Raw genomic sequence first — 22,298 nt, 5'->3', positions numbered from 1 at the left:
GCCCCCCGTGAACGATCGTTTTCTCCGCGCCCTCAAGCGCGAGCCCGTCGACCGCCCGCCGGTCTGGATGATGCGTCAGGCCGGGCGCTACCTTCCGGAGTACCGGGCGGTGCGCAAGAAGGCCGACTTCCTCACCATGTGCCATACGCCGGAGCTCGCGACGGAAGTCACGTTGCAGCCCGTGGACATCCTCGGCGTGGACGCGGCGATCATCTTCTCCGACATCCTGGTCGTGCCGCACGCGATGGGCATGGACCTCACGGTCGACGAAGGCATCGGGCCGCAGTTCTCCGATCCCGTGCGCACGATGGCCGAACTCAAGCGCCTGCGCGACGTCGAGCCGGAAGATGGCCTCAAGTACCATCTCGATGCGCTGCGCATGACGCGCCGCGCGCTCAATGGCCGCGTGCCGCTCATCGGCTTCGCCGGTGCGCCCTGGACGCTCTTCGCCTACATGACCGAGGGTAAGGGCACGAAGAGCTTCTCGATCGCCAAGAAGGCGCTGTTCGCCGATCCCGCGTTCTCGCATGCGCTGCTGGGCAAGTTGGCCGACAATGTCGGGCGCTTCTTGGTCGCGCAGGCCGCCGCCGGTGCACAGGCCCTGCAGGTCTTTGATTCGTGGGCCGGCTCGCTCGGTCCGCGCGAGTATCGCGAGTTCGCGCTGCCGTACATGGCCCGCACCATCAAGATCGCGAAGACCGCCGGGGTGCCGGTGATTGCCTTCGCACCGGGCGCGGGCTGGGCGTTGGGTGAGATCGCCGAGGCGACGGGCTGCGACACGCTGGGCGTGGATTGGCACACGGATGCCTCGTGGGCGCGCGGCGTCGCCGATGCCACGGGTCGCGGCATCCAGGGCAATCTCGATCCGACGACGCTCTACGCCGCGCCGGCGACCATCAAGGAACGCACCGAGGCCATGCTCTCGGCGATCGACGGGCCCGGCTACATCGCCAACCTCGGCCACGGCATCCTGCCGGACATCCCCGTCGATCACGCGCGCATGTTCATCGACACCGTGCAGGCCTGGGATTCGCGTGCCGCGCACCAGCGCGCGATGTCGGCGGAGGCCGCGCGATGACCGCGGCGCCGGCACGCATCGGCGCCGCGAGTCGGGAAGCGATGGCGCAGTGGACCTCCGGCTTGCACGACGCCGTGACCGCGATGTTCGAGCGGCTCGACGGCGCGCGCTTCGAAGAGGCCTCGTGGCAGCGCAAGGGCGGCGGTGGCGGGCAAGCGCGCCTGCTCGCCGAGGGCAAGGTGTTCGAGAAGGCGGGCGTGAACCGCGCGCTGGTCGAGGGCATCCTGCCGCCTGACGCGGCGGCGCGGCTCGGCGGCAACATCCCGGCCGGCACGACGCCGCACTTCTTTGCGACGGGCGTCAGTGTCGTCGCGCACCCGCGCTCGCCGATGGTGCCCACCGTGCACCTCAACGTGCGCTACTTCGAGCTGTCGGATGCCGACGGCAATCGCCACGATGCGTGGTACGGCGGCGGCACGGACCTCACGCCGATGCACCCGTTCCCCGAGGACGCGGTGCATTTCCATCGCGTGCTCAAGTCCGCCTGCGACAAGTTCAATCCGGCGATCTTCCCCGCGTACAAGCGCTGGTGCGACGAGTACTTCCGCAACACGCACCGCGAGAACGAGGCGCGCGGCGTCGGCGGGATCTTCTTCGACCACGTGCGCCCCGACGATGCGCCGTTCGGCTTCGATGCCGCATCGCTGCATCGCTTTGTGGACTCCATCGGCCGCGTGCTCGAGGAGGCCTATGCGCCGCTCGTCGAGCGCCGTCGCGACCTGTCGTATACCGAGCGCGACAAGCGCCTGCAGCTCTTCCGCCGCTCGCGCTACGTGGAGTTCAACCTGCTGCATGACCGCGGCACCTTGTTCGGACTGCAGACGGGCGCGCGAACGGAAAGCGTGCTGATGTCGATGCCGCCCGTGGCGGCATGGCCGGCGCCGGTGGAGCCCGAGCCGGGCAGCATCGAGGCGCAGCTCGCGGAGATGCTGGTCCCTCGCGACTGGGCGGCTGGGAGCTGAGATGCGCGTCGCGGTGATCGGTGCCGGCATCACCGGCCTGTCCGCCGCCATCGAGCTGCGTGACCGTGGGGCGCAGGTGACGGTGCTGGAAGCGTCCGACCGCGTGGGCGGCGTCATCACCACGATCCGGCGCGACGGATGGCTGGTCGAGGCCGGCCCTACCTCACTCACGGCCACGGCCGCGCTCGAGTCCTTGATCGACCGCACGTCGCTGGGTGCCGCGCGCATCGCCACGCAGCCGGCGGCCAAGCGGCGCTTCATCGTGCGCGGCGGCCAGCTCGTGGCGCTGCCCGACGGACCGGGGTCGCTCGCGTCCACGGATGCCATCTCCGCCGGTGCCAAGTTCGCGCTGCTGCGCGAGCCCTTCGTGACGCCGCGGCGCGACGACGGCGAAGAGTCGCTCGCCGCGCTGGTGCGACGCCGCCTGAATGGCGAGATCCTCGATTATCTCGTGAATCCGCTCATCGCCGGCATCTACGCGGGCGATCCCGATCGGCTCTCGGTGAAGTACGCGATGCCGATGTTGCACGACGGCGAGCGCAAGCATGGGTCGCTGATCGTCGGCGCGATGAAGGAAATGAAGGGCAAGCGCGGCGTCGTGCGGCAGAAAGGCATCACCTCGTTCACCACGGGGCTCGGCAGCCTGCCGGACGCCATTGCCTCGACGCTCGGCGCGGCGGTGAAGACCGCGGCGCGCGTCACGCGCGTCGAGCGCGTGGGGTCGACGTGGCAGGTCACCGCGGCGGGCATGCCGACGATTCCCGTGGATGCGGTGCTCTGCGCCACGCCGGCCTATGCCCTCGACAGCCTTGGCTTGCCGGGCGAAGTGAGCGCGGCGCTGGGCAACATCACGCGATTGCCGCATCCGCCGGTCGCGACGCTTGCGTTGGGCTTCCGCCGCGAGGACGTCGAGCATCCGCTCGACGGCTTCGGCGTGCTCATGCCAGCGGTCGAGCGTCGTACCGTGCTCGGTGCGCTGTTCTCGTCGAGCGTGTTCGCGGGACGCGCACCGGACGGGCATGTGCTGATCACCTGCTTCCTCGGCGGCATGCGCAGCCCGGCCGACGGCCGCGCCGACGTCGCCGAAGTGCTGCCGCGCGTGCTCGCCGACCTGCGTCCGCTGCTCGGCATCCGGCGCGATCCGGTGTTCACCAACCACCAGCGCTGGGACCGCGCGATTCCGCAGTACGAACTCGGCCACGGCGGCGTGCTCACCGCGGCGGCGAACATCGAGGCGGCGCTGCCCGGCCTGTACTTCAGCGGGCAGTGGCGGCACGGCGTCTCGCTCGGGGATTGCCTGGCGCAGGGCCAGCAAGCCGCGGCGCGCATCATGGCGGAGCGGTGATCGAGACCGCGCTCTCCACCGCGCTGCGCACCGAGACGCGCGAGCTGCACGTGCGGGCCGAGCGCAGCGGCGCGATGGCCGCGTTGCTGCGTGGCCAGCTCTCGCTGGCCGGCTACGGCGCGATGATCGCCGCCTTGCACGAGATCTACGCGGGGCTGGAGGAAGGCCTCGAACGCAATGCGGCGCATCCGGCCATTGCCGCCCTGCGGCACCCGGGGCTCGCGCGGCGCGCGGCGCTGGAGAGCGATCTCGCCGTCTTGCGGCGGTTGGGCATGGCGCCGCTCGCGCCAATCGCTGAAGCCCGGGACTACGCCGATCACCTGCGCGGGCTGGCGGGCACGGACCCGGTGCTGCTCGTCGCGCATGCGTGGTTGCGCTACCTCGGCGATCTCAACGGCGGCCGCGTGCTGGCAAAGGTCGTGCGCGATCGGCTCGGCGTGCCCGAGGGCGCGATGGCGTTCTATCGCTTTCCGGCGATCGCCGACCCCGCGGCCGCGGCCGTGGCCTGGCGCCTGTCACTGGATGCGATCGATGCGGATCCGGCGCTGCAGTCGCGGCTCGTCGAAGAGGCTCGCGACGGTTTCCGGCGGCACATCGCCTTGTTCGAGGCGTTAGCCCCCGCTCAGGACGCGGCCGACTCGTCTTCCGAGGCGTAGCGCCCCAGCAGGGTCGAGAGCCTGGCCGCCTGGCGCGTCGCCGCCTCGACCTCGCGCAGCAGCGGCGCGATCGCCACCAAGTCCGCGCTGTCCGCGATCTCGCTGACCGCCACGCCGGCGTTGGCCCACACCGCCGAGACGAGCGCCTGGACGTCGGGTGCCAACGGGCCCTGCATCGCCTCGAGTTCACTCACCGTCGTCGGACGCTGCGCGGCATAGATGGCGCGCTGCAGGCGCTCGCGCGCATGGTCCGCGGCTTCGCGGGCCGTGAGGTCGTTGATGACGAAGATGAACCCGAAGAGGCCGCCGTGGAGCTGCGGGATCGGATCGGCGCGCATCGCCACGGGCGTGCCGCTGCGGTCGCCGCGCGCCAGCCGGAGTTCGCCGCGCCACGGCCGCCGGTCGCTGCGCAGGCGCTCGATGAGCTCGTGCACGCGCTGCGGCTGCTCGAACTGCTGCGCGAAATCCTGCACCGTCTCCAGGGCGCGGAACGGACCGCCCATCAGGTGCGCCAACGCGTCGTTCGCGAGCAGGACGCGGCCCGATTCGTCCGCGATGACGATCGGCTCGGCGGCGCCCACGACCGCGCGGCGCATGCGGTCGAGCTGCGCCTCGGCGATCAGCACGCGCACCGCGCGGATCTGCAGGACGATGTCGCCCAGCGACTGGCCGATGGCCCGCGCGATCGCCGTCTCGCGCGGCGTCCACGGGATGGACGTCTCGCGCACGAGTTCGTGCCAGGCCGCGAAGGACCGACGCGGCGAGAGTTCCATCTTCGCGTTGAACACCACGGCCTTCTTGGGATCGCCGCCCCAGGTGACGTCCTGCACCTGCTCGCGGCGGAACCAGACGAGATACTCACCCGGCCCGCCGCCAAGTCGCACGGCGAGGACGCCGGCCGCGACCGGGGTGATGGCGGCGAGCGACGGCGCGAGCTTCGCGATGCTCGAGCAGGCGAACAGCGGCTGCGCGTCCTGCTGGTCGAGGAACGCGAACAGGGCGCGGAGGTCCGGCGTCGACGGCACTTCACCCGTCGTCTCGACTTCGCCGTCGAAGAGCAATGCCGCTCCCGTGGCGCCCACGGGCTGCAGCAGCTGCCGCGGCGTATCGAACAGCGCGCGGCGCCAATCACCGTCGGTGGAGGTCGCCTCGATGAGCCGATGCTCGAGCCGCCGGACCAGGACCTCCGCCTGCGCCTCCGCGAAATGCTCCAGCGCCGAAATGCGCGTGGACACGACTTCCGCCACGAGCTCCACGGCGGCGCGCAGATCATACGGCAGGTACTTCGCCGAGTAGTGGTGGCAGGAGATCAGGCCCCACAGCTTGCCCTCGTGGATCAGCGATGCGACCACCGTGCCCGTCACGCCCATGTTCTGCAGGTACTGCGTGTGCATCGGCGAGATGCTGCGCAGCCCGGCCATCGACAGGTCGATGTCGTCGCCGATGAGCGGATTCTCGCGCGGCACGAGCGGCACCGGGACGTACCGCGCGTCGACGAGCAGGCGCACCTTGTTGCGCAGGTACAGCTCGCGTGCACGCTGCGGAATGTCGGTCGCCGGGTAGTGCCGGTGCAGGAACGACTCGAGCCCGTCGCGCTTCTCCTCGGCGATGATCTCGCCGTGGCCGTCGGCATCGAAGCGATACACCATCACGCGGTCATAGCCGATGAGGTCGCGCATGTCGCGGACGACGAGGTCGGCGAGCGCGGGGATCGAATGCGCGGCCGAGAGGCGCGTGACGGTCTGCGTGAGGCGCTGCGTGAGGGCGGGGGTCGTGCGGCGGCGGGCCGCGACAACGATCTCCTCGAGCTCGAGGATGAGGCCGCCGGCCGGGGGGCGATGCAGCATCGCGCTGCAGCTCAGGCGACCACGTGGCGTCTCGAGCACGAGGCGCAACGGCTGCGGAGCGACCAGCGACGGTTCCGCCGCGAGCGCGCGCACCTGCTCGGCTGCCGCGAAGCCCAGCGCCTCGATCGGCGACCCGAGCAGGACATCGGGCGCCATCCCAAGCATCTGGTCGACGTTCGCGCTCAGCTGAACGACCACGAACCGCGGCTCCGACAGCACGAGGAGCACCCCGTGCGGCTGGATCGAGCCACTGAGGTGAATCAGCTCGCGTTCACAATTGCTGAGGTCGGCTTCCCCGAATCGGGGTTCCGCTGGCGATGCGCCCATTGGGACTCAGTGGCGCCCGGGATGACCCGGACTGGGGGGACACAGAGTCCTCTATCGTAGCACCAAACACGGGAATCCGCACTCGGGAATTATTCCGACAGGTCCGTCAGAAGTCCTTGACACCCCGGCGTGACAGGCCGATGCACCATCCATACATTCCCCGAGGGCCCTGGGGGCGGCCCCCCGCCGCCCTCCCCCTTCATATAGATGGAGGCAGGTTGGCAGAACCCACCCGAATCGTCATCGGCACGCGGGCGAGCAAGCTCGCGCTGTGGCAGTCGCACCATATCCGCGACCGCCTCTTGGGCCTGGATCCCTCGCTCGACATCTCGCTCGAGCGCATCTCGACGCGCGGGGACGAGGTACAGGACCGTCCCCTCGCCGCCATCGGACGCAACTCGCTGTTCGTCGCGGAGATCGAGGACGCGCTGCGCTCCGGCCGGATCCGGATTGCCGTGCACAGCGCCAAGGACCTCCCGTCCACGCTGCCGGCGGAGTTCGCGATCGTGGCGTTCACCACGCGCGCCGATCCGCGCGATGTGTTGGTGAGCAAGCACGGGACGCTGATGCAGCTCCCGCAGAGCGCGCGCGTCGGCACGAGCTCGCCGCGTCGCGCCTGCCAACTCAAGGCGATCCGCCCGGACATCGTCTGCCTCGACATCCGCGGCAACGTCGACACGCGCCTCGCCAAGCTCGAGCGCGGGGATTACGACGCCATCGTGCTTGCCGCCGCCGGACTCGATCGCCTGGGGTGGTCGCACGTCGCGACCGAGCGGCTCGAACCGGACGTGATGCTGCCCGCCGTGGCGCAGGGCATTCTCGCGGTCGAGGCCCGCGCCGACGATGCGGCGATGGCCACGCTCTGTGCCGCGCTGGAAGATCCCGTCGCGCGCGCCTGCGCCGTCGCCGAACGCGCGTTCCTCGCCGCGATGGGGGCCGGTTGCAACGCGCCACTCGCCGGTTTCGCCACGTTGGACGGCGACACGCTGTCGCTCTCGGCGCTCGTCGGTGCGCCCGATGGACGCCACGTGAAGGTCACGCGACGCGCGCCCACGTCCGCCGCTGCGACGCTTGGCGTCGACGTGGCCGATGCGCTGCGCGCCGAAGGCGGCGCCGAACTCCTCGCTGCCGCCATCGGCGGCAATGTCGGTGGGTGACGATCGCCCACTCGCAGCCGTGCGCGTCGTCGTGACGCGCCCGGCCGCGCAGAGCGCCGAGCTGATGGAACGGCTCCGCTCCGTGGGTGCAGTGCCCGTCGCCGCGCCGGCCATCGAGATCCTGCCCGCTGACGACGAAACGCCGTTGCTCGAGTGCGTCGCAGGGCTTGGGCGCTATGCGTGGATCGTCTTCACCAGTGCGAACGCCGTGACCTTCACGGCGCAGGCCGTCGACGCACACATCCCGGACACCTGCCGCGTCGCCGTCGTCGGTGCCGGCACGGCGTCGGCCTGCGCGTCGAAGGGTATCCCCGTGCACTTCCAGCCGAGCACGGCGCTCGGCGAGACCTTGGCCCGCGAACTCCCGCTCGACGCGGGACAGCGCGTGCTCTGGCCGCGTGGCTCGTTGGCGCCCGACACCGTGGCCGACATCCTGCGCGAACGCGGTGCCACGGTCGATGCGCCCATCGCCTACCGCACCGTCACGAACCTCGATCTCCTCGGCATCGTCGATGCCATGCGCGACCGGCGCGTCGACGCGGTGACGTTCACCAGTCCGAGCACGGTGCGGCATTTCGTCGACGGCCTCGCCGCCGCCGGCGTGCGCATGCATCGCCTGCCCGAGCATGAGCGCCCGCGCGTCGTCTGCATCGGGCCCGTCTCCGCCGCCGCGGCGCGTGAATGCGGCCTCACGGTGGATGCCATCGCCGAACCACACGACGACAGCGGCCTCGTCGCCGCGCTCGTCCGCATCTTCTCCGAACGTCCAGCCCACGCCTGAGCTCCCTGTGTCCGACGACGCCTCGCCCCTGCTCTCCCACGACCGTCCCCGCCGCACGCGCCGCAGCGCCGCGCTGCGTGCCTTCGTGCGCGAGACCGACCTGCACGTCCGCGATTTCATCCATCCGCTGTTCATCGCCGAGGGCAACGGCGTGCGGAAGCCGATCGACACCATGCCCGGCCACGCGCAGCTCAGCGTCGACCAACTCGCCGCGGAAGTCGCGGAGCTCAAGGCGCTCGGCATCACCAGCGTGCTGCTCTTCGGCATTCCGAAGCGCAAGGACGACACGGGCAGCGGTGCCTGGGACGCGAAGGGCCCGGTGCCGCAGGCCATCCGTGAACTCAAGCGGCTCGCCCCCGAGCTGCTCGTCATCGCGGATGTCTGCCTCTGCGAATACACGGCGCACGGCCACTGCGGCGTCGTGCGCGACCAGTCAGGCGTCGTCGTCAACGACGAGACCATCCCGCTACTCGGCAAGGCCGCCGTGTGCTACGCCGAGGCCGGCGTGGATATCGTCGCCCCGAGCGCGATGATGGACGGCCAGGTGATCGCGATCCGCCACGCACTCGACGACGCCGGCTTCACCGACATGCCGATCCTCAGCTACGCGGCGAAGCACGCCTCGGCGTTCTATGGACCGTTTCGCGGTGCGGCCGAGAGCACGCCCAGCTTCGGCGATCGCCGCGCGTACCAGATGGATCCCGCCAACGCGCGCGAGGCGCTGCGCGAAGTGCAGCTCGACGTCGACGAAGGCGCGGACCTCCTCATGGTGAAGCCGGCCGGATCGGCCCTCGACATCATCCATCAGGTGCGTGCGCACTTCCCGCATCCGCTCGTCGCGTATCAAGTGAGCGGCGAGTATGCGATGCTCAAGGCCGCCGCCGAACGAGGCTGGCTCGACGAACCCCGTGCCGCGCTGGAATCGCTGCTCGCCATCAAGCGCGCCGGCGCCGAACGCATCATCACCTACTACGCCAAGGAAGCCGCGCGCTGGTTGGCGCAGGCCTGACCATGACCACCACTGCCCCGATGATCAGCTCCACCAGCAGCGAATCCGAGAAGCTCTTCGCACGCGCACGCGCGGTCATGCCGGGCGGCGTCAGCTCGCCCGTGCGCGCCTTCCGTTCCGTGGGTGGCACACCGCGCTTCATGACGAAGGCCAAGGGCCCCTTCATGTGGGATGCCGACGGCAATCGCTACGTGGACTACGTGCTCTCCTGGGGCCCGATGATCCTCGGACACTGCCATCCGGAAGTCGTGGAAGCCGTGCGCGAGCAGGTCGGCACGGCGATGAGCTTCGGCGCGCCGTCGGACCTCGAGGCGCAGTTGGCCGAGAAGGTCATCGCGATGGTGCCAAGCGTGGAGATGCTGCGCTTCGTCTCCAGCGGCACCGAGGCGACGATCAGCGCCGTGCGCCTCGCGCGCGCCGCCACCGGCCGGGCGAAGATCATCAAGTTCGCCGGCTGCTATCACGGCCACGGCGATTCGTTCTTGGTGCAGGCGGGCTCGGGCGTCGCGACGCTCGGACTTCCGGATTCTCCCGGCGTGACGCCGACGACCGCCGCCGACACGCTCACCGCGCCGTACAACGATGTGGCCGCCGTGCAGACGCTCGTCGATGCGAACCCCGGACAGGTCGCCGCGGTGATCGTCGAGCCCGTGGTCGGCAACGCGGGCTTCATCCAGCCGAAGCCGGGCTTCTTGGAAGGTCTGCGCGCGCTCTGCACCAAGGCCGGCATTGTCTTGATCTTCGACGAAGTGATGACCGGCTTCCGCGTCTCGCTCGGCGGCGCGCAGCAGAAGTACAACGTGATGCCCGACCTCACGACGCTCGGCAAGGTGATCGGCGGCGGCATGCCCGTCGGCGCATACGGTGGGCGCAAGGACCTCATGGAACAGGTCGCGCCGGCCGGCAAGATGTATCAGGCCGGTACGCTGAGCGGGAATCCCGTCGCCATGGTGAGTGGCCTGAAGACCCTCGAGGTGCTCACGCGCCCCGGCACCTTCGAGAAGGCCGAGCGCGCCGCATCGCAGACCGTGAAGATGCTCAGCGCCTGGGCGCGCGGGCACGGCTATCCCTTCCAGGCCGCGCACGCCGGCACGATGTGGGGCAGCTTCTTCACCAACACGCCGATGGTGGATTACGAGACCGCGAAGACCGCGGACACGCAGCGCTACGCGCGCTTCTTCCACGCGATGCTCGCCCAGGGCGTGTACCTGGCGCCGAGTCAGTTCGAGGCGGCGTTCACGTCGGCGGAGCACACGGATGAGGTGCTCGGGTTGGTGACGGCGGCACTGGGGCGCATTTCGGTTTGAACTGCCTAGTGCAGTTGGAAGTTGCGAGTCGGCAGTAGAAAGAGGGGCGTGCCGATCACTCGGCGCGCCCCTCTGATTACTCACAACTCCCAACTTCCCACTGTAGTATAGAGGCGCCGGTCGGAATCGAACCGACGAATAGCAGATTTGCAGTCTGCCGCCTTACCACTTGGCCACGGCGCCTAAGTCCTTGGAAGCTAACGGGGTGGCTTCCCGACCTCAACCGAACGGGCCCCGGGCGGTGGGCAACGCCCTCCCGGCCGCGTACCTTGAGGGGTGCACCGATTACGCCTCACGGTTGAGCGGCTCCGCCCCCTCGCCACGCGCGCGCTGTTGCTCGTCCTCCTCGTCGGTGGCCTGATTGCCCTCGGTCGCTCCGACGCGCTGCACGCGGAGCTCCTCGACGTCCTCGAGGCGGCCAAGCGCGTCATCGCCGCTCATCCCGTCGGCGGACCGCTGGCCTTCATCGGCCTGTCAGCGCTCTCGGCCATGCTCGGCTTCGTTTCCAGCGCCGTGCTCGTGCCCGCGGCCGTCTACGCCTGGGGCGCGACCCTCACGGCGCTCATGCTGTGGATTGGCTGGACCCTCGGCGGCCTCACGGCGTGGACCCTCGCCGCGCTCTTCGGCCGCCCGGTCCTGCGGTGGATCGTCGCCAGCGAGACGTTGAGACGCTACCAACACTTGCTCGACAAGCGACCGCGCTTCTCGTCGGTGCTGCTGTTCCAACTCGCGTTGCCCTCGGAGATTCCCGGGTACCTGCTCGGGCTCGCGCGCTATCCGTTGCCGCGCTATCTCGCCGCGTTGATGCTCGCGGAGCTGCCGTATGCCGTGGGCACGGTGCTGCTGGGCGTCGGCTTCGTACAGCGCGACACGGCCACGTTGCTCGCGGTGTGCCTTGTCGGCGCCGTCGCGCTGGCCATCATCGCCCAGGCGCTGCGCAAGCGAAACGGCGCGTAGCCCCGCGAGGCCACGCGCCGTCGTCTGCGGTGTTCCGCGCGTCGATCAGTCGAGCGCGGGCGGACGCTTCAGGTGGAAGTCCGTCCGCTGCTGGTATGCATGCGCCACCCGCAGCAACGTCTCCTCGTCGAAGAGCCGCCCCACGAACGTGAGCGACACCGGCGTGCCGTTCTCGCGGAATCCGTGCGGCAGGATGACCGCCGGATGCCCCGTCAGGTTCGTCGCGAGCAACTGGCCCGAATTCGTCGGCGCAACAATCACGTCCACGCGTTGCATCAACGCGTCCCAGGCCTGCATGGCCTGCGTGCGCGCGCGGTTCGCATTGATGTACTCGGTAGCCGGAATGAAGTGCGCCGACCGGAATGTCGCCGGCCACGCGTTCGGGCCTTGGCTCACCAACTCCGCGGCGCGCCCGCTGCGCACGAGTTCGTCGAATGCGGCACCGGCTTCCGCGTTGAGGATCAGGCGCATCGCGTTGTACGGCTGCTCCGGCACCTCGACATCCACGAACGTCACGCCGAGCTCGGCGAGCACCGCCAGCGCCGCGGTATCGAAGGGCTTGGTAATCGTCTGCCGTTCGAAGTCGGCGCGCATCACGCCCACGCGGAGTCCGCGCACGCTGGCATTCCCGTCCCAGCGGAACGGTGCGGCATGCACCGTCGCGTCTTGATCGTCCGGTCCGTGCAGCGCACTGAACACCAGCGCGCAGTCTTCGACCGAGCGCCCGATGGGGCCAAGCTTGTCCATCGTCCAGCTCAACGCCATCGCGCCGGTGCGCGGCACGCGGCCGAAGGTCGGACGCAGCCCCGTGGCGCCGCAGCGCGTGCTCGGCGAGGAAATCGATCCGAGGGTCTCGGAGCCAATCGCAAACGTGACGCAACCCGCCGCGGCGGCCGACGCCGAGCCCGCCGACGAACCGCTCGAGCCTTGCTCGAGATTCCAGGGATTCCGCGTCATGCCGCCGAACCACACGTCACCCATGGCGAGCTCGCCGAGGGTGAGCTTCGCGACGAGGACGGCACCGGCTTCGTCGAGACGCTTCACCACCGTGGCGTCCGTCTCGAAGCGCTGGTCCTTGTACGGCGCCGCACCCCAAGTGGTCGGTGCGCCGGCGACAGCGAGGAGATCCTTCGCACCCCATGGGATGCCGTGCAGCGGCCCGCGATAGCGTCCGCGCGCGATCTCGGCGTCCGCTGCACGCGCCTTGGCCAGCGCCCGCTCGCGCAGCACACTCGTCGCGAACAGCAGGCGCGGATTGTGCCGCTCGAGGCGGTCGAGGTACAGCGTCGTCAGCCGCTCGGAGGTCACGACGCGGCGGCGCAGCAAGTCGGCCTGCGTGGTCAGCGAGGCGAAGGCGAGGTCCGCGTCCGTCGGCGGCAACGCCGCGGCGGGCCGACGCGTCATGACCGGCGGCCGACTCTCCCCCTTCGGTAACGCACTTGGCCGCGGCAGCGGCGAGAACGAGATCGCGGGCGACACGGCGTTCGGCAGCTGCACCGCATGCAGCTCCGTGATCTGCACCGCTTGGCGGCGCAGCGCCGCGACGATCTGTTCACGCTCGGCGTCCGCGTACTGCACGCCGGCGATCTCCTCGGCGGCGGCAACCGTCGCCGTGGTGATCTCGGCACCGTCGGCGATCTTGGCCCAGAGGACACCGGGCAGGAGCGTGCCGCCGAGTCCCAAGGCGGAACAGGTGGCGAGGAAGTTCCGGCGCGATGCGTTCGACGATTCGGTCATGGAGGCATGGGGCTGGGGTCGCCGAAATCTGGTCGCTCCGCGCGCCGTGCGCGATATTCTCGCGATGCGACCCTTCCGCCTCATGCTGCCTGCCCTTGCGCTCGTGCTCTCGGCCCTCGCCGGCGAGGAGGCCGCCGCGCAGCCGGTCTCCCGTCGCGATCTTGCGGACGCATACCTCCTCGTGGACCGCATCGTCGCCGAGCGCGGCATGCCGGCCACGGCACGCGTGCGCTGGAACGAGGACTTCGACCGCACGACGCTGGCGTTCTTCGGGGGCGACTTCGCGAAAGTCCTGCGGGACATGCACGACCTTGCGGCGCGCATGCTGGGCGACAGCGCCGCGGCGAGCCCGACGCGACGCTTGCTCGCGCTGCGGTTGCGGCCGCAGCCCCGCGTGGTGACGCCGCAGGCGCCCGCAGTCCGCATCGGCGTCACGGTCATGTACGCCGACAGCGGCGAAGCGGCGCGGACGCTCCGCCTGCGCGTCGTGGACGCGGCGGGCACGACCGTGGCCACGGCCGCGCTCCGCGTGGCCGCCGCGGCGCGGGCGGGGGAGGTGTTCGCCGTGGAGCTTCCGCGTCGTGCACTGCCCGGCAGCAATGCGCGGCTCACCGTCATCGCCGAGCTCGACGGCGCGGCGACGGCGCTCCGCGCGCCGTTGTTTGCACTCGAAGCGCCAGCCGACAGCATCCGCGCCGCGTTGGACGCGGAGATTACCGCGCTCACGGCGCCTGTCGATGCGCAGGTGCTCGCCTCGCTGCGCGCCCGCACGACGCTCATCGCGGACGTGCCCGACGAATCCAACTCGGCACAGTTCCTCGCCGATCCCGTCGCGCTCGCCGCGCTGCTCCAGGAGGAGATTGCCGCGGTGGCCGCAGGGCGCGATCCCTACCGCCGCACCGGCGACACCTGGCGGGTGCTGCAGATGCCCGATGCGCGCGTGCCCTTCCGCCTCTACATCCCGCCGCAGGCCCGTGCGCAGCAGGCGCTCCCGGTGGTCATCGCGCTGCATGGTGCCGGCGCGGACGAGAACATGTTCCTGGAGGGCTACGGGCACGGCCGCCTGCGCACGCTCGCCGATTCACTGGGCTTCATCGCCATCTCCCCGGCGACGGTGGACTTCGCCCGGCACCCCGCGACGCTCGACTCCATGCTCGCCGTCGTCGCGCGCACGCAGGCCTTCGATCGCACGCGCGTCTACATGCTCGGCCATTCGCTCGGGGCCGGCATCACGCAGCGTTTCGCGGCGCAGCGCGGTGACGTGTTGCGCGCGACGGCGTTGATCGCTGGCGCCGGTGCCGTCGCCGCCGACCAACGCGTCGTGCCGACGCTGTTCATCGCCGCCGAGCGCGATCTCATCATTCCGGCGGCGCGGGTGCGCGCGGCGTACGATGCGTTGCGCGCGCGGGGCAACCCCGTGGAGTTCGCCATGGCCGAGGGTTGGGGACACACGCACGTCGTCGGCGTGGAGTTGGGCCGCGCGCTGCAGTTTCTCCTCGCACGCTGACGGCGTTTGGTGATGTATGTCGCACGCGCAGCGATGCATCCATCACAGGTGCCGTCACAGGTTGATGATACGGGCACCGCGAGCCTGCGCCGTGCATTGATTACGGCATCGCAGCAGTCTCGCGCAATCCAATTTCTCTTCAGCCTCTCGAGTCCCCCATGATCCAGCGTCTCCTCGTCGCCACCGCGGTCGTTGCGGTCGCCGCCTGTGCCCGCCCCGCCGCCGAAGCGCCGGCACCGACCATCAGCGATGCCAACATCGCGGCCATCGTCGTCACGGCGAACACGATCGACATCCAGTACGCCGACCTCGCGCTCGCCAAGAGTCAGCACGCAGAGGTCCGCAGCTTCGCCGAGATGGTGAAGAAGGACCACCAGTCGGTGAACGAAGCCGCCGGCGCGCTCGTGACGCGGCTCGGCGTGACGCCGGAGATGAACGGCGTGGCCTTCGACCTGCGCGATGACGCCGAGACGAAGCGGCTCACCCTGCGCGACCTCGAGGGCGTGGCGTTCGACAGCGCGTATGCGGCAAACGAGATCACGTATCACACCACGGTGCTCGGCGCGATCGACAACGCGTTGATCCCGTCGGCGCAGAACGCGGAGCTGAAGGCGCTGCTGGTGGCCGTGCGTCCCGCCGTCGCCGCGCACCTGGATCACGCCCGCGAGCTCGCCGCAAAGGTCGCGCGGCGCTGATGTCACGCGCGCGCGTCGTTATCGCGGCCCTCGCGCTCGTGGCCGCCGTCGCCTGCGGCGCGGCGGCGGCGTCGATGCGCACGAGCGGTCGCACGGAAATCGCGATGCGCGGGAACTCGTTCCGTCCGCGACGTGCAGAGATCCTCGTCGGCGACACGGTGGTCTGGGTGAACCGGGACATCGTGCGCCACGATGCCGTAAAGCCTGGACTGTTCGATTCCGGCGAGCTGCGCGGGGGCGAGTCGTTCGCCTGGGTCGCCGCCGACACCGGTCTCATTGAGTACCGTTGCACCATTCACCAGCGCATGCGCGGTGAGCTTCTGGTTCGTCCGGCGAAGTAACGTCATACACAGCAACAAGTTACGAGAATGGCGACGGGCTTTGACCCGTCGCCATTTTTGCTGATTTATCGGCTTGGTGGACCGTGTTTTGTGCAGATTCTGCGATTTTGCGGTGACAGTTTGTCAATTTTGGCGTTGCGTTGTGCCAAATGTCCGCTAAATTTTGCAACTTCTGCAGCAATCCCATCCCACCACGCGCATTTCCATGTCCGCCTCAGATACGCCCCGCCTCTCGGCCATCCGCGCCATCGCCACGCGCACGCCGATCGTGCCGAACGTGCCGTCGATGCTGCCGAACCCCAAGCCGACCTCCGCGTACTTCGGCAGCCACACCTTCGGCGCCAAGCAGATGAAGGACAAGCTGCCGAAGGACGTGCACGCAAGGCTCGTCGAGGCCATCCGTCTTGGGAGGAAGCTCGATCCGTCGATCGCGCCGGCCGTCGCCAGCGCGGTGAAGGAGTGGGCGATCACGCAGGGCGTGACGCACTTCTGCCACTGGTTCCAGCCGCAGACCGGCCTCACCGCCGAGAAGCACGACGCCTTCCTCACGCTCGACGCCAATGGCAACGCGATCGAGAAGTTCACGGCCGAGCAGCTGATCCAGTCTGAGCCGGACGCGTCGTCGTTCCCGTCGGGCGGCCTCCGCGCGACCTGGGAAGCCCGCGGCTACACGGCGTGGAACCCGGCCTCGCCGCTCTTCATCATGGAAGCGGCCGGCACCAAGACGCTCTGCATCCCGTCGGTGTTCATCGGCTACAACGGCGAGGCCCTCGACGAGGTCGCCCCGCTGTTCCGTTCGAGCGAGATCCTCTCCAACGCCGCGCGTGAGCTGCTCGACCTGATCGGCGACAAGGGCGCGCTGCGCGTCTACACCACGATGGGCACGGAGCAGGAGTTCTTCGTCATCGACCGCACGCACTTCGCGATGCGCCCCGACCTCGTGATGGGCGGCCGCACGCTCGTCGGCGCGGCCCCGCCGCGCGGCCAGCAGCTCGAGGACCACTACTTCGGGGGCATCCCCGAGCGCGTCCAGGCCTTCCTCGCCGAGGTGGAGTTCGAGCTCTACAAGCTCGGCGTGCCGATCGTCACGCGCCACAACGAGGTCGCGCCCTGCCAGTTCGAGATGGCGCCGATGTTCGAGGAAACCGACATCGCCACCGACCACAACCAGCTCGTGATGTCCGTCCTCAAGGACGTGGCGCTGCGCCATGGCCTGCAGGTGCTGCTCAACGAGAAGCCCTTCGCCGGCATCAACGGCTCGGGCAAGCACTGCAACTGGTCGCTGTCGATCGCCTCGGATAACGAGCTCAACGGCATCAACCTGCTCAAGCCGGGCAAGACGCCGCACCAGAACATCCGCTTCCTGATGTTCCTGGCCGCGGTGCTGCGTGGCGTGCACCGCCACCAGGGCCTGCTGCGCGCCGGCATCGGTACCAGCGGCAATGAGCATCGCCTCGGCGCCAACGAGGCGCCGCCGGCCATCATCTCCGTCTTCATGGGCAATGCGCTCACGAAGATGATCGAGGACATCATCGCCGGCCGCGCGGGCACCAAGGCCGAGCAGGCGATGCTGCAGCTCGGCGTCGCCAAGCTGCCGGAGATCGAGCAGGACAACACGGACCGCAACCGCACCTCGCCCTTCGCCTTCACCGGCGCGAAGTTCGAGTTCCGCGCCGTGGGCTCGTCGCAGTCGATCGCCTTCCCGGTGATGATCGTGAATGCCGTGGTCGCCGAGGCGCTCACCGAGATCGTGGCGGCGCTCAAGAAGGAACTCGCCAACGGCACGCCCGTGGACGATGCCGCGCTCAAGGTGGTGCGCAGGATCTTCAAGGAGACCAGCCCGATCCGCTTCGAGGGCAACGGCTACAGCGAGGAGTGGGTGAAGGAGGCCAAGAAGCGCGGCCTGCTCAACCTGCGCCGCGCGCCCGAGGCGCTCGCGCAGCTCACCACCAAGGAGGCCAAGGCGCTCTTCAAGGGCACGGGCATCCTCACCGAAGCCGAGCTCGAGAGCCGCTACCACGTCCGCGTCGAACGCTACGTGAAGGACCTGCTCATCGAGATGGAGACGCTGGCCGAGATGCTCGACACGATGATCCTGCCGGCGGCGTACAGCTACCTCGGCGACCTGGCCGAGGGCGCCGCCAAGGCGAAGGCCGTGGGCATCAAGAGTATTCCGCAGAAGGCCGCGCTGGCCTCGGTGGGCAAGCTCGTCACCGCGCTGCAGGGCAAGACCGCCGCGCTGCATACGGCGATCCACAAGGCGCACACGCTGCATGGCGACATCAGCAAGTGCGCGGCGTTCCTCACCGGCACTGGGGCCAGCACCATGCTCGCCTGCCGCGAGATCTCGGACAAGCTCGAGGTCAGCGTCGGCGACGCGCACTGGCCGCTGCCGCGCTACCGCGAGATGCTGTTCCCGGTCTGAGTGGGTTCACGGCCCGAACGAAACGGGGGGACGGCGCGATGCCGTCCCCCCGTTTCCGTTCGGGCGATCCTGACTACTTGAGCATCACCGTCACGCGAAAGCCGCACGGGGCTTGCCGACAGCCGAGCATCCGCACGCGCGCAATCGTGCCAGGGCCCCAGTTGTGGCCGCCGTCGAACGCGACCGCCGGCACGCCATCCATCACCGCTGACTTCGCGAGCTCGCGCCCCTGGGTATCGAGCAGCCGGAACGTGACGCCGGAGCAGGCATCGTCGCAGACGGCATAGACGAGCCCCTCACCGCGCAGCGAGAGCACGACGTCCGCTTCATCACCCGCGGAGGCGAAGCCGGTCTCCGACGCCGTCGCGTGCAGATCCGGCAAGCTGTCCGTCCAGCGCTGCTGCACTTCTGTCGCGCGGCGGATCAACGCGGTGCGGATTGCCGTGAGCCGCGCACCCGTCGGCGCCGCGGGGGCCGCCGAAGTCGCACTTTGCGCGGCGAGCGGCGCCACCACCAGCGGTGACGCCACCAAGGCCAGCAGCACGAGCCATGATCGCCGGGCAAGCATCGCGCGCATCGGCGATTACTTCCCGAAGACCATCACGCGGAACGCGCACGGCGCCACCGAGCAGGCAGGCATCTCCACGCGCACGCGCACCACGCCGCCGCCGTAGCCCTGCAGGCGTACCATCGGCGCGTCGTCGTCGAGGATGTCCTCGCCGAGCAGGGTGCCGTTTCGCGTGACGCGCATGTCCAGGTCCGAGCAGTCTTGGTCACAGAATCCGGCGATCACGATGTCGCTGCCGGCGGAGATGTCCATCACGAGCTCGATCGCCTCAGACTCGTGCAACTGCCCGTCGCGCTCGGCGCGCTTGGTGAGCCCGTTGTCTCGCATCAGCTCCGTGACCTTGGAGGCCTGTTGGTCGATCACATTCTGGGCCCGCAGGGTACCGGGGGCCAGAACCGTCGCGAGGAGGGCGGCAAGGACCGGCAGGGCGCGACGCAACGAACGGGTGAACATCTCGGGTCTCCGCTGGGGTGGGGGTGATGCGCGCGGAAGCTACCGCCGCGCCGTATCGGCGGATAGTCCTCCCACCCCTGACACGAGCGTCCAGCGCGTGAGCCGCGTCACACGTAGCTTCTCGTCCACCACTCGCTTCGACGGAGACCCGATGGCCCCCATCGTCCGCCCGCGCCGCATGCCGCACATCGCCGCGCACACCCTCGCCCTGCTGCTCATCGCGGCCCCGCTGGCCGCGCAGCAGCAACAGCCGATCGACCAGGAGTACACCGCGAAGATCCGCGAATACCTCCAGGATCCGCGCATCTCGACGGAGCTCGTCGACCACCTGCCGGCGCATCCGACGATTCCCACGCCGCTCAAGTTCTTCGGGCGCATCGTCGGCACGCCGGGCGAGCTCACCTACGCCGCCGACATCCATCGATACTACCAGGCCCTCGACGCAGCGTCCGACCGCGTGAAGGTCTGGAAGATCGGTACGTCGGAGGAAGGCCGCGACATGTACGTGCTTGCCGTCGCCGACGAAGCCACCATCCGCGACCTCGATCGCTACCGCGGCTACCTCAAGGAACTCACCGATCCGCGGCGCACCAGCGAAGCGCGCGCGCGCGAACTGATCCAGACCGCCAAGCCCATCTATTGGGTCACGACCGGCCTGCATTCCGGCGAGACGGGCGGACCCGAGATGGTCATGGAACTCGCCTACCGCCTCGCGGTGAGCGACCAGGCGCTGATCAAGAACATCCGCGAGAACGCCATCACGTTCATCACGCCGGTGCTCGAGGTGGACGGCCGCGAACGGCAGGTCGACACCTACTACTTCAACAAGACGCGTCCCACCGGCGAGTCCCGCCTGCCCCTGATGTACTGGGGCAAGTATGTCGCGCACGACAACAACCGCGACGGCATGGGCCAGTTCCTCGCGCTCACGCGCCACACCAACAGGTTCTTCCTCGAGTGGACGCCGCAGGTGATGCACGACCTGCATGAGTCCGTGTCCTACCTCTACACCTCCACCGGCACGGGCCCGTACAACGAGTGGCTCGACCCCATCACCGTCACCGAGTGGTGGACGATGGCGCAGGTGGACGTGATGGAGATGACCAAGCGCGGCGTGCCGGGCGTGTGGACCTACGGCTTCTACGACGGCTGGACACCCAACTACCTGTTCTTCGCCGCGCACGCGCACAACGCCATCGGGCGCTTCTACGAGGTGCAGAGCTACGGGCCCGACAACAATCCCTCGCTGCGCGTCGGGCCGCAGACGACCTCGCGCGAGTGGTTCCGTCCGAATCCGCCGCTGCCCGAGATCAAGTGGGGCCCGCGCAACTCGGTGAACATCGGCCAGTCGGGCCTGCTGTTCTCGCTCGACCACTTCGCCAGCAACCGCCGGCTCTACCTCGAGAACTACTGGCTCAAGAACAAGCGCTCGGTCGAGAAGGGCCGCGCCGGCCCGACCTACGCGTGGCACGTGCCCGCCAACCAGCGCCGGCGCGTCGACGCCGTCGACGCCATCAACGAACTGCAGCGCCAGGGCCTTGAGATCCACGTCGCCGACGCCGACTACACACTGAACGGCACCCGCGTGCAGCGCGGCGACTGGATCGTCCGCGCCGACCAGCCCTACCGCACGCTGGCCGACATGTACTTCAGCGTGCAGAACTTCTCGCCGGCCAACCCGCGCCCATACGACGACACCGGCTGGACCTTCCAGCTGATGCGCAACGTCGTCGTCACCCCGGTCACGGATTCGAGCGTGCTCACGCGCCGCATGACACCGCTCACGGCGCCGGCCCGCGCCACGGGCGGCATCAGCGGCAGCGGCCGCGTGGTCATCGTCGACCACACCACCGACAACGCGCTCGTCAGCATGCGCTTCCGCCTCAGGGACGTGCCGATGCGCGCCGCGCAGGCGGACTTCGAGGCCGGTGGCCGCCGCTATCGCGCCGGGGCGTTCATCATCCCCGACGCGGACCTCGCGCGCGTCGGCGCGACGCTCACCGAACTCGGGCTCCAGGGTTACGCCGTGGCCGCGGCGCCGAGCGTCGCGACGCATGACCTCGACGTCCCGCGTATCGGCTACGTCCACTCCTGGCAGCGCACGCAGGATGAAGGCTGGGTGCGCGCCGCCTTCGATACCTACGGCGTGCCGTACGAGTACTTCGCCGACCAGCGCCTGCGCGAAGGCAACCTGCGCAGCAAGTACGACGTGATCGTCTTCCCGCACGTCGGCGGCACCGCGCAGGCACAGGTCAATGGCCTCGCGATGACCGGCACCTTGCCGCTGCCCTACAAGAAGACCGAGCAGACGCCCAACCTCGGCGCCAACGATTCCTCGGACGACATCCGTGGCGGCATGGGCATCGAAGGGCTCATGGCGCTGTATGAGTTCGTGAAGGCCGGCGGCACGCTGATCGTCGAAGGCGCGACGAGCACCATCTTCCCCGAGTACAACCTCACCACGGGCATCACGGTCGAGGAGCCGGACTCGCTCTTCGCGCGTGGCTCGGTGTACCGCGGCATCGTCACCGATCGCCGCAGCCCCATCGCCTACGGCTTCAACGCGAAGGTACCGGTGTACTTCAGCCAAGCGCCGGTACTCGCCGTGCAGGGCGCCACGCCGGGCGGCGGCGGCGGCTTCGGCGGAGCGGCCGGCAACAGCCAGCAGCAGAACACCACGCCGATGGCTACGCGCGTGACGGTCTCCTCGTGGGACTGGAACGCCATCGAAGGCATCGCGCCGGCCGACGCGGCAGCGGCTCCCGCCGCCGCTGGACGTGGAGGCGCGGCCGCGGGCGGTGCACGTGGTGGTGCCGCGAGCGGCGCTGCGGCCGGCGGCGCTGCGGCCGGCGCCAACGCCGCGACGGCGGCGGCTCCGCGTCCCGCCATGCGCGACACGCGGCCGCGCGCCGTGCTGAGCTTCCCCGCGAACCCCGCCGAGATGCTGCTCTCCGGCACGCTCGCCGGCGGACAGGCGCTCGCCAATCGCGCGCAGGTCGTCGACGCGCCGATCGGCGACGGCCACGTCGTCATGTTCGGCATCCGCCCCTTCTGGCGCTGGCAGACGCACGGCACGTTCTTCCTCGGCTTCAACGCCATCCTGCACTGGAACGACCTCGACGCCGGACGCTGAGCCCGCGTCGGGC

General features: G+C 69.5%; 18 protein-coding genes and 1 tRNA gene. 14 read left to right on the top strand and 5 right to left on the bottom strand.

Annotated elements, in window-relative coordinates:
- The first annotated feature begins 7 nt into the window (after window positions 1-7).
- From hemE to Strain318_RS00560, 4 genes are read left to right on the top strand one after another with little or no spacing between them, the layout of a single operon-like run.
- Complete coding sequence (hemE, locus tag Strain318_RS00575; RefSeq protein WP_367886592.1) at window positions 8-1,078, top strand: uroporphyrinogen decarboxylase; 1,071 nt, start codon at window positions 8-10, stop codon at window positions 1,076-1,078.
- Window positions 1,075-2,040: an oxygen-dependent coproporphyrinogen oxidase gene (gene hemF / locus Strain318_RS00570; protein ID WP_367886591.1), complete on the top strand. Its 966-nt coding sequence runs from the start codon at window positions 1,075-1,077 to the stop codon at window positions 2,038-2,040. Before hemE ends, hemF begins: the two co-directional genes overlap by 4 nt.
- A gap of 1 nt (window position 2,041) precedes the next feature.
- Entirely contained in the window at window positions 2,042-3,385 is a 1,344-nt protein-coding gene (hemG, locus tag Strain318_RS00565; protein ID WP_367886590.1) for a protoporphyrinogen oxidase, read from the top strand.
- Window positions 3,382-4,041 carry a biliverdin-producing heme oxygenase gene (locus Strain318_RS00560; RefSeq protein ID WP_367886589.1) on the top strand — a complete coding sequence of 220 codons (660 nt, stop codon included), beginning with the start codon at window positions 3,382-3,384 and terminating at the stop codon, window positions 4,039-4,041. Before hemG ends, Strain318_RS00560 begins: the two co-directional genes overlap by 4 nt.
- On the opposite strand, the gene Strain318_RS00555 is transcribed toward Strain318_RS00560, so the two are convergent.
- Window positions 4,008-6,215 carry a GAF domain-containing protein gene (locus Strain318_RS00555; protein ID WP_367886588.1) on the bottom strand — a complete coding sequence of 736 codons (2,208 nt, stop codon included), beginning with the start codon at window positions 6,213-6,215 and terminating at the stop codon, window positions 4,008-4,010. The two genes, Strain318_RS00560 and Strain318_RS00555, sit on opposite strands and share 34 nt — an antisense overlap.
- Window positions 6,216-6,433: 218 nt before the next feature.
- Between Strain318_RS00555 and hemC the strand changes: the two genes are divergently transcribed.
- Genes hemC through hemL form a run of 4 tightly spaced genes read left to right on the top strand, consistent with a single transcriptional unit; the run spans window position 6,434 to window position 10,469 of the window.
- The gene (gene hemC / locus Strain318_RS00550; protein WP_367886587.1) at window positions 6,434-7,372 is read left to right on the top strand and encodes a hydroxymethylbilane synthase; all 939 of its coding nucleotides are present in this window, start codon (window positions 6,434-6,436) and stop codon (window positions 7,370-7,372) included.
- A complete protein-coding gene (locus Strain318_RS00545) occupies window positions 7,305-8,153 on the top strand; it encodes a uroporphyrinogen-III synthase (RefSeq protein ID WP_367886586.1) in 849 nt (282 codons plus the stop codon). Before hemC ends, Strain318_RS00545 begins: the two co-directional genes overlap by 68 nt.
- Before the next feature lie 7 nt (window positions 8,154-8,160).
- Complete coding sequence (hemB, locus tag Strain318_RS00540) at window positions 8,161-9,162, top strand: porphobilinogen synthase (RefSeq protein WP_367886585.1); 1,002 nt, start codon at window positions 8,161-8,163, stop codon at window positions 9,160-9,162.
- Window positions 9,163-9,164: 2 nt separating this feature from the next.
- On the top strand, window positions 9,165-10,469 hold the full coding sequence (gene hemL, locus Strain318_RS00535; protein WP_367886584.1) for a glutamate-1-semialdehyde 2,1-aminomutase: 1,305 nt from the start codon (window positions 9,165-9,167) through the stop codon (window positions 10,467-10,469).
- A 111-nt stretch (window positions 10,470-10,580) separates the two neighbouring features.
- On the opposite strand, the gene Strain318_RS00530 is transcribed toward hemL, so the two are convergent.
- Window positions 10,581-10,652: transfer RNA gene (locus Strain318_RS00530), tRNA-Cys, on the bottom strand.
- A gap of 93 nt (window positions 10,653-10,745) precedes the next feature.
- On the opposite strand from Strain318_RS00530, the gene Strain318_RS00525 reads away from it, so the two are divergent.
- Window positions 10,746-11,426: a TVP38/TMEM64 family protein gene (locus tag Strain318_RS00525; RefSeq protein ID WP_367886583.1), complete on the top strand. Its 681-nt coding sequence runs from the start codon at window positions 10,746-10,748 to the stop codon at window positions 11,424-11,426.
- A 45-nt stretch (window positions 11,427-11,471) separates the two neighbouring features.
- On the opposite strand, the gene Strain318_RS00520 is transcribed toward Strain318_RS00525, so the two are convergent.
- Window positions 11,472-13,163: an amidase gene (locus Strain318_RS00520; RefSeq protein WP_367886582.1), complete on the bottom strand. Its 1,692-nt coding sequence runs from the start codon at window positions 13,161-13,163 to the stop codon at window positions 11,472-11,474.
- Window positions 13,164-13,227: 64 nt separating this feature from the next.
- On the opposite strand from Strain318_RS00520, the gene Strain318_RS00515 reads away from it, so the two are divergent.
- The 4 genes from Strain318_RS00515 (at window position 13,228) to Strain318_RS00500 (ending at window position 18,131) form a co-directional block, all read left to right on the top strand.
- Window positions 13,228-14,670 (top strand): hypothetical protein, encoded by a 1,443-nt coding sequence (locus tag Strain318_RS00515; protein WP_367886581.1) that lies wholly within the window; start codon window positions 13,228-13,230, stop codon window positions 14,668-14,670.
- A 158-nt stretch (window positions 14,671-14,828) separates the two neighbouring features.
- Window positions 14,829-15,365, top strand: a complete 537-nt coding sequence (locus tag Strain318_RS00510; protein WP_367886580.1) for a DUF4142 domain-containing protein — start codon at window positions 14,829-14,831, stop codon at window positions 15,363-15,365.
- Window positions 15,365-15,706: a cupredoxin domain-containing protein gene (locus Strain318_RS00505; protein WP_367886579.1), complete on the top strand. Its 342-nt coding sequence runs from the start codon at window positions 15,365-15,367 to the stop codon at window positions 15,704-15,706. The genes Strain318_RS00510 and Strain318_RS00505 overlap by 1 nt, the downstream gene beginning before the upstream one ends.
- Before the next feature lie 205 nt (window positions 15,707-15,911).
- Window positions 15,912-18,131, top strand: a complete 2,220-nt coding sequence (locus tag Strain318_RS00500) for a glutamine synthetase III family protein (protein WP_367886578.1) — start codon at window positions 15,912-15,914, stop codon at window positions 18,129-18,131.
- A gap of 73 nt (window positions 18,132-18,204) precedes the next feature.
- Here the strand turns inward: Strain318_RS00500 and Strain318_RS00495 are convergent, their stop codons facing one another.
- Together Strain318_RS00495 and Strain318_RS00490 are read right to left on the bottom strand one after the other, a co-directional pair.
- Window positions 18,205-18,708, bottom strand: coding sequence for a hypothetical protein (locus tag Strain318_RS00495; RefSeq protein ID WP_367886577.1), 504 nt, complete (start codon window positions 18,706-18,708; stop codon window positions 18,205-18,207).
- 6 nt (window positions 18,709-18,714) lie between these two features.
- Complete coding sequence (locus Strain318_RS00490) at window positions 18,715-19,152, bottom strand: hypothetical protein (protein ID WP_367886576.1); 438 nt, start codon at window positions 19,150-19,152, stop codon at window positions 18,715-18,717.
- Window positions 19,153-19,303: 151 nt separating this feature from the next.
- On the opposite strand from Strain318_RS00490, the gene Strain318_RS00485 reads away from it, so the two are divergent.
- Window positions 19,304-22,285, top strand: coding sequence for a M14 family zinc carboxypeptidase (locus Strain318_RS00485; RefSeq protein WP_367886575.1), 2,982 nt, complete (start codon window positions 19,304-19,306; stop codon window positions 22,283-22,285).
- The last annotated feature ends 13 nt before the right edge of the window (window positions 22,286-22,298 follow it).

This window comes from Pseudogemmatithrix spongiicola (genome assembly GCF_030623445.1).
Classification (GTDB): domain Bacteria; phylum Gemmatimonadota; class Gemmatimonadetes; order Gemmatimonadales; family Gemmatimonadaceae; genus Pseudogemmatithrix; species Pseudogemmatithrix spongiicola.
This window is presented reverse-complemented; position numbering and strand designations above follow the sequence as displayed.

Coding starts and splice junctions, on each gene's coding strand:
- Strain318_RS00555 (WP_367886588.1), bottom strand. CDS start 6,215: ATGGGCGCATCGCCAGCGGAACCCCGATTCGGGGAAGCCGACCTCAGC.
- hemG (WP_367886590.1), top strand. CDS start 2,042: ATGCGCGTCGCGGTGATCGGTGCCGGCATCACCGGCCTGTCCGCCGCC.
- Strain318_RS00505 (WP_367886579.1), top strand. CDS start 15,365: ATGTCACGCGCGCGCGTCGTTATCGCGGCCCTCGCGCTCGTGGCCGCC.
- Strain318_RS00490 (WP_367886576.1), bottom strand. CDS start 19,152: ATGTTCACCCGTTCGTTGCGTCGCGCCCTGCCGGTCCTTGCCGCCCTC.
- Strain318_RS00520 (WP_367886582.1), bottom strand. CDS start 13,163: ATGACCGAATCGTCGAACGCATCGCGCCGGAACTTCCTCGCCACCTGT.
- Strain318_RS00495 (WP_367886577.1), bottom strand. CDS start 18,708: ATGCGCGCGATGCTTGCCCGGCGATCATGGCTCGTGCTGCTGGCCTTG.
- hemL (WP_367886584.1), top strand. CDS start 9,165: ATGACCACCACTGCCCCGATGATCAGCTCCACCAGCAGCGAATCCGAG.
- hemF (WP_367886591.1), top strand. CDS start 1,075: ATGACCGCGGCGCCGGCACGCATCGGCGCCGCGAGTCGGGAAGCGATG.
- Strain318_RS00515 (WP_367886581.1), top strand. CDS start 13,228: ATGCGACCCTTCCGCCTCATGCTGCCTGCCCTTGCGCTCGTGCTCTCG.
- Strain318_RS00545 (WP_367886586.1), top strand. CDS start 7,305: ATGCGCTGCGCGCCGAAGGCGGCGCCGAACTCCTCGCTGCCGCCATCG.
- Strain318_RS00510 (WP_367886580.1), top strand. CDS start 14,829: ATGATCCAGCGTCTCCTCGTCGCCACCGCGGTCGTTGCGGTCGCCGCC.
- Strain318_RS00485 (WP_367886575.1), top strand. CDS start 19,304: ATGGCCCCCATCGTCCGCCCGCGCCGCATGCCGCACATCGCCGCGCAC.
- Strain318_RS00500 (WP_367886578.1), top strand. CDS start 15,912: ATGTCCGCCTCAGATACGCCCCGCCTCTCGGCCATCCGCGCCATCGCC.